The sequence below is a fragment of the Streptomyces torulosus genome (assembly GCF_001419765.1).
In the GTDB taxonomy this organism is placed as follows: Bacteria; Actinomycetota; Actinomycetes; order Streptomycetales; family Streptomycetaceae; genus Streptomyces; species Streptomyces torulosus.
Genome location: NZ_LIRK01000550.1, coordinates 1 through 4434, shown reverse-complemented (window position 1 = coordinate 4434; position 4434 = coordinate 1). Strand labels below are relative to the sequence as shown.

General features: G+C 70.1%; 6 protein-coding genes. 4 read left to right on the top strand and 2 right to left on the bottom strand.

What is annotated here, in order from left to right:
* The first annotated feature begins 94 nt into the window (after nt 1-94).
* The gene (locus tag AOK23_RS32935) at nt 95-310 is read left to right on the top strand and encodes a DUF397 domain-containing protein (RefSeq protein WP_055716206.1); all 216 of its coding nucleotides are present in this window, start codon (nt 95-97) and stop codon (nt 308-310) included.
* Nucleotides 311-395: 85 nt separating this feature from the next.
* Here the strand turns inward: AOK23_RS32935 and AOK23_RS32930 are convergent, their stop codons facing one another.
* Entirely contained in the window at nt 396-956 is a 561-nt protein-coding gene (locus AOK23_RS32930) for an FxLYD domain-containing protein (protein ID WP_055716205.1), read from the bottom strand.
* A 167-nt stretch (nt 957-1123) separates the two neighbouring features.
* Here AOK23_RS32930 and AOK23_RS32925 point away from each other — a divergent pair, with 167 nt between their 5' ends.
* Complete coding sequence (locus AOK23_RS32925) at nt 1124-1942, top strand: phytanoyl-CoA dioxygenase family protein (protein WP_206336360.1); 819 nt, start codon at nt 1124-1126, stop codon at nt 1940-1942.
* The gene (locus AOK23_RS32920) at nt 1939-2214 is read left to right on the top strand and encodes a hypothetical protein (RefSeq protein ID WP_055716204.1); all 276 of its coding nucleotides are present in this window, start codon (nt 1939-1941) and stop codon (nt 2212-2214) included. Before AOK23_RS32925 ends, AOK23_RS32920 begins: the two co-directional genes overlap by 4 nt.
* A gap of 96 nt (nt 2215-2310) precedes the next feature.
* Here AOK23_RS32920 and AOK23_RS32915 read toward each other — a convergent pair whose 3' ends face one another.
* Nucleotides 2311-3276: a glycoside hydrolase family 6 protein gene (locus AOK23_RS32915; RefSeq protein ID WP_055716203.1), complete on the bottom strand. Its 966-nt coding sequence runs from the start codon at nt 3274-3276 to the stop codon at nt 2311-2313.
* Nucleotides 3277-3581: 305 nt separating this feature from the next.
* On the opposite strand from AOK23_RS32915, the gene AOK23_RS32910 reads away from it, so the two are divergent.
* Nucleotides 3582-4434 (top strand): LacI family DNA-binding transcriptional regulator (locus AOK23_RS32910; protein WP_206336361.1); only part of this gene is annotated, 853 nt, incomplete at its 3' end.

Here is a 4434-nt window from a genome sequence, read left to right as displayed (position 1 = left end):
TTGACATCCATAGGGGCATCACACTGCGCTCGCAGGCCCTGAACGCCAAGGATTCCCGGGCGCTGCTGGAGCGACTCCGAGGGGAACTAGACCTATGAGCACGACGGAACTGGCGTGGTTCAAGTCCAGCTACAGCGGTAGTCAGGGTGACAGCTGCGTCGAAGTCGCCCTCACCCGGCGGGCCGTGTGCGTACGGGACTCCAAGGACCTGGCCCTCCCTCACTTCGCGGTCGGCCGCGAGGAATGGGCGCGGTTCGTGGGGTTCGTGGGACACAGCGGAAGCCCCCGGCAGGCGGGCCGCACCGCGTAGACCACGGCGGTGGGCGCCTCCCGCGCGGAGGCGCCCACCGGCACGTCGTGGGCCGAGGCCGGGACGAACGGCCTCACGGTGCAGGTCAGTTGGCGAGGGACAGCCGTTCGACATGGGCGACCCGGAGGGAGTCGATGTCGGCCAGGGTGTGCTTGTCCGCCAGCTCCACGTACTCGTCGAAGTCGCCCTCGGCGGAGTCGGTCTCGCCCGGTCCGAGATGGGTGGAGCTGACGTACGCCTGGCCCACGAAGTCCCCGTCGTCGTCGAACCCGTTGACGATCACGGTGTAGTTGGCGGGTTCACCGCCCTTGTTGGTGATCTCGTAGTCGAAGCTGTACGTCGTGCTCGCGTCGCAGTCGTTGTAGTCGAACTCGTCTCGGTCGTCGCACTGTTCGCCCTCGTCGAGGAGGTCGTTCCTCTCCTTCGCGAGCTTCCCGCCGGAGACCTCGACATGGCTCATGGCGTCGTCCCCGCCGGCCACGGCCCACCAGGTGACGCCCGTGCCGACGAGCAGGCCCGCCACCACTCCGAGGGCGACGAGCGCGCCCCGTCCGCCCAGCCGCTTCGGCGTCACGTCGGGGCTGTGCGGCGTCACATCGGTTCTCAGTGGTGTCACATCGGGTACCTGCGGCATCTGGTCGGTCATGGCGCTGCTCCTCGTAGGGATGGACGGTCGTTCACCGACATCCACACCGTCGGCGCGGAAAAGGTTGCACCGATCGCCGTCCCGCCGCCGCACCGATCATGGAAAACGACCACCACAGGACGATTTCAGCCCACTACAGGGCGGCACGGGGCCCGTACGTTCGTCGTATGCCAACCAGCAAGCACCTCCTGACCTCGGTCCAGGTGGCCCGCTTCGTCGCGCAGGGATTCCTGCGCCTGGACGGGGTGGTGCCGCGGGAGACCAACGAACGGGCCATCGCCGCACTCGCCGAGGGCCTGCCCGGCGTGCCCTACGGCACCCCGCTGAGCGAGGCGTTCCCACCCGGCACCTTCGGCCGCGAACTGCTCGACCTGCCCGTCGTCGCCGGTGCCGTGGAGAGCCTGGTCGGACCCGGACCGACCGTCGACCACCACGCCGTGCACGTCCGCGAACCCCATGAGGGCCACGCCCAGGACCTCCACGCGGACGCGATCATCGACGTACGGCCGGACGCCTTCGACATCCAGCTCATGTACTACCCGCACGAGGTGACCGCCGAGATGGGCGGCACGCTCAGCGTGCCCGGCAGCCATCTGCGCAGGATCAACGAGACGGACATCGGCCGCGTCCAGAACCTGCGCGGCCAGACCCGACTGACCTGCCCGGCGGGCACGGTCGTCCTCGTGCACCACGGCATCTGGCACGGCGGCCGCCGCAACGACACCGCCCGCCGTCGCTACATGTACAAGCTGCGCCTCAACCCGACCGTGCCGCAGGTGCGCCTGTGGGACACCGCCGACCTGCACGACCCGGCCGTCACCGCGGAGCTGGACACCCACTTCCCGTGGTACGAGCAGGCCACCGGCCGACTGGAGATCCACAACCGGGCCCTGCTGTGGCGGGCCCTGACCGTAGATCCGTCGTTCGACATCGAGTACTGGGTCACCCGCGTCAGCAACCGGCCCGCCCTGAGGAGCCACGCATGAGGCAGCAGGTCCTGGTCCTCTATCTGTCGACCTCGGCGCTCGACTCCCCGGTCGTCGGCTGGTCCCGCTACGACGGGACCGGCCGGACCCGCCCCACGGCCGGTGACAGCGACGAACCGCCCTACGGCACGGGGCTCGACGCGCTGCTCGACGGGTGGCGCCTGTTCCAGGCGTCGCAGTTGCTGCCGCCCCAGTCCGGCCACGAGTACGACGTCTCCTTCCTGAAGCACGAGTTCTTCTTCGAGAAACTGGAGGAGACCTCCGCGCGCTGACGGCGAGCCCCGTGGCCCGGTCGCGGGGCGAGCGAACCGGGCCACGGGAGTCCTGGGCCGGCGGTCGCGAGCCATGGCCGCGATCGCCGACCGCGATCAGTAGCCGTAGATCATCTTGTAGGCGACCTCGGGCAGGAACTGACCGGCCGAGGAACCGGATCCGACACCGCAGTTGCCGTCCGACTCGCCCGGCACCTTGATCCACAGCAGCATCTCGGCGCCGCCGCCCATCTGCGTGGCCGGGCCGATCCGGCGGCCCGACGGGTTGCACCACTGGCCGTTGGAGCCGTTGCCGTTGCGGCTGGTGTCCACGACGAACGGCTTGGTGTAGCCGTAGCGGGCACTGAGCTCCCTGTTCACCGCGTTGCCGTAGGCGGTGTTCTCGCCCGTGGTGAGGTAGTTGGAGATGTTCAGCGAGAAGCCGTGGGCCTGCCGCACGCCTGCCTCGTGCAGCCGCTTGGCCATGGTCGCGGCGTCCGTCCAGGCGGGGTTGCCGGCGTCCATGTAGACCCAGGTGTTGGGGGCCTGGCGGCTGAACTGGGAGACGGCGCCGCTGAGCATGCTCTGGCGCTCGGCTATCTGCGCCTGGTTCATGCAGCCGTAGTCCCCGAGGGAGTCCGGCTCCAGGATCACCAGGGCCGGACGGTTGCCGATACCGCCGGCGAACTGGGAGATCCAGCTCGCGTAGGCGGACGGCGAGGAGGCGCCGCCCGCCGAGTGCCCGCCGCAGTAGTCGCGGTTGTAGACGTTGTACGCGACGAGGATGGGCAGCTTGTCCCGGCTGTCCGCGGCGCCCGTGAACGAGCTGGTGGCGGAGCCGATCGAGCCGCTCCACGAGCCGAACCAGCGGGCCATCGGGGTGTTGGCGATGGAATTGTTGATCGCCGACGCCCGGCCGTCACGGGGGTTGGCCGCGACCCACCGCTTCGCGCTGGAGTCGGGGTCCACATAGAACCCGCTGGTCATGCCGGTCGGGTCGGCGGCATGGGCGGAGGGGGCGACGGTGAGCGCGAGCGGCAGAGCGCAGAGCGCTGCCATCAGGACGCGGAGCCTGCGGCGCATGACTTCACCTCGGATTCCTGGCAGGGGTGCGGCGCGCGCTCTCGTCCCGAGCGTGCGACGCGCTGAGGAAGTGCGTGGTTCGACGTGCCCAGAAGGGGAGTGGGAGCGCTCCCATTGGAAGCGCTTCCAGTAGTGCGGAAGGTGCTGAGAACCTTTGGGGTGTGCTCGGTATCGTGTGGCTGGCTGGTAGAACTGTCAAGAGTCGAGGTGTGAAACCCCCTCTGTACAGGGTGAGTTCGACGCTCTACGGTCGCTGTGACCGGAAGCGCTCCCAGTTTTCGGTCAGGGGGGAGAGGCACATGGTCATGGCGGACGATCCGCCGCGTCGGCAGCCCACACTCGAGGCCGTGGCCGAACTCGCGGGCGTCTCCCGCTCGGTGGCCTCCCGCGTCCTCAACAACGCGCCGCACGTCAGCCAGGTGAAACGCGAGGCCGTGGAGCGGGCCGTCCGGGAACTCGGCTACGTGCCCAACCCGACCGCCCGCGCGCTGGCCACCCGGCAGACGGGCGCGGCCGCCCTGGTCGTCTCCGGCGAGGATCCCTCGATCTTCGCGGATCCGTTCTTCGCCCAGGTGATCGTGGGGGCGTCGGCGGCGCTGGAGGAGGCCGACCTGCATCTGATGCTGTGCCTGGCCGCGACCGACCGGGGCCGCAGACGCGTGGAGGAACTCCTCCGCGGCAAGGGTGCCGACGGGGTGATGCTGATGGCGCTGCGCGAGAACGATCCGCTGGCGCGGACGGCCGACGAGGCGGAGATGCCCGTGGTGTTCGGGGGCCGCCCCGTCGGCTCGGCTCCCCGCTGGTACGTGGACGTCGACAACACCGGCGGGGCGCGCGAGGCGACGGAGTACCTGCTCTCCCGGGGCCGGACCCGGGTGGCCGTGATCTGCGGGCGGCTGGACACCGAGGTGGGCCGGGCGCGGTACCGCGGCTACCGGGACGCCATGCTGGCCGCCGGCCTCGAACCGTTCCCGCCGAACGAGGGCGACTTCACGGAGCCCAGCGGGGCCGCGGTCATGGCCGCGCTGCTGCTGCGACACCCCGACCTGGACGCGGTGTTCGCCTCCAACGACAACATGGCGGCGGGGGCGCTGCGCACCCTGCGGGAGGCCGGGCGACGCGTCCCGGCCGACGTCTCCGTGGTCGGCTTCGACGACC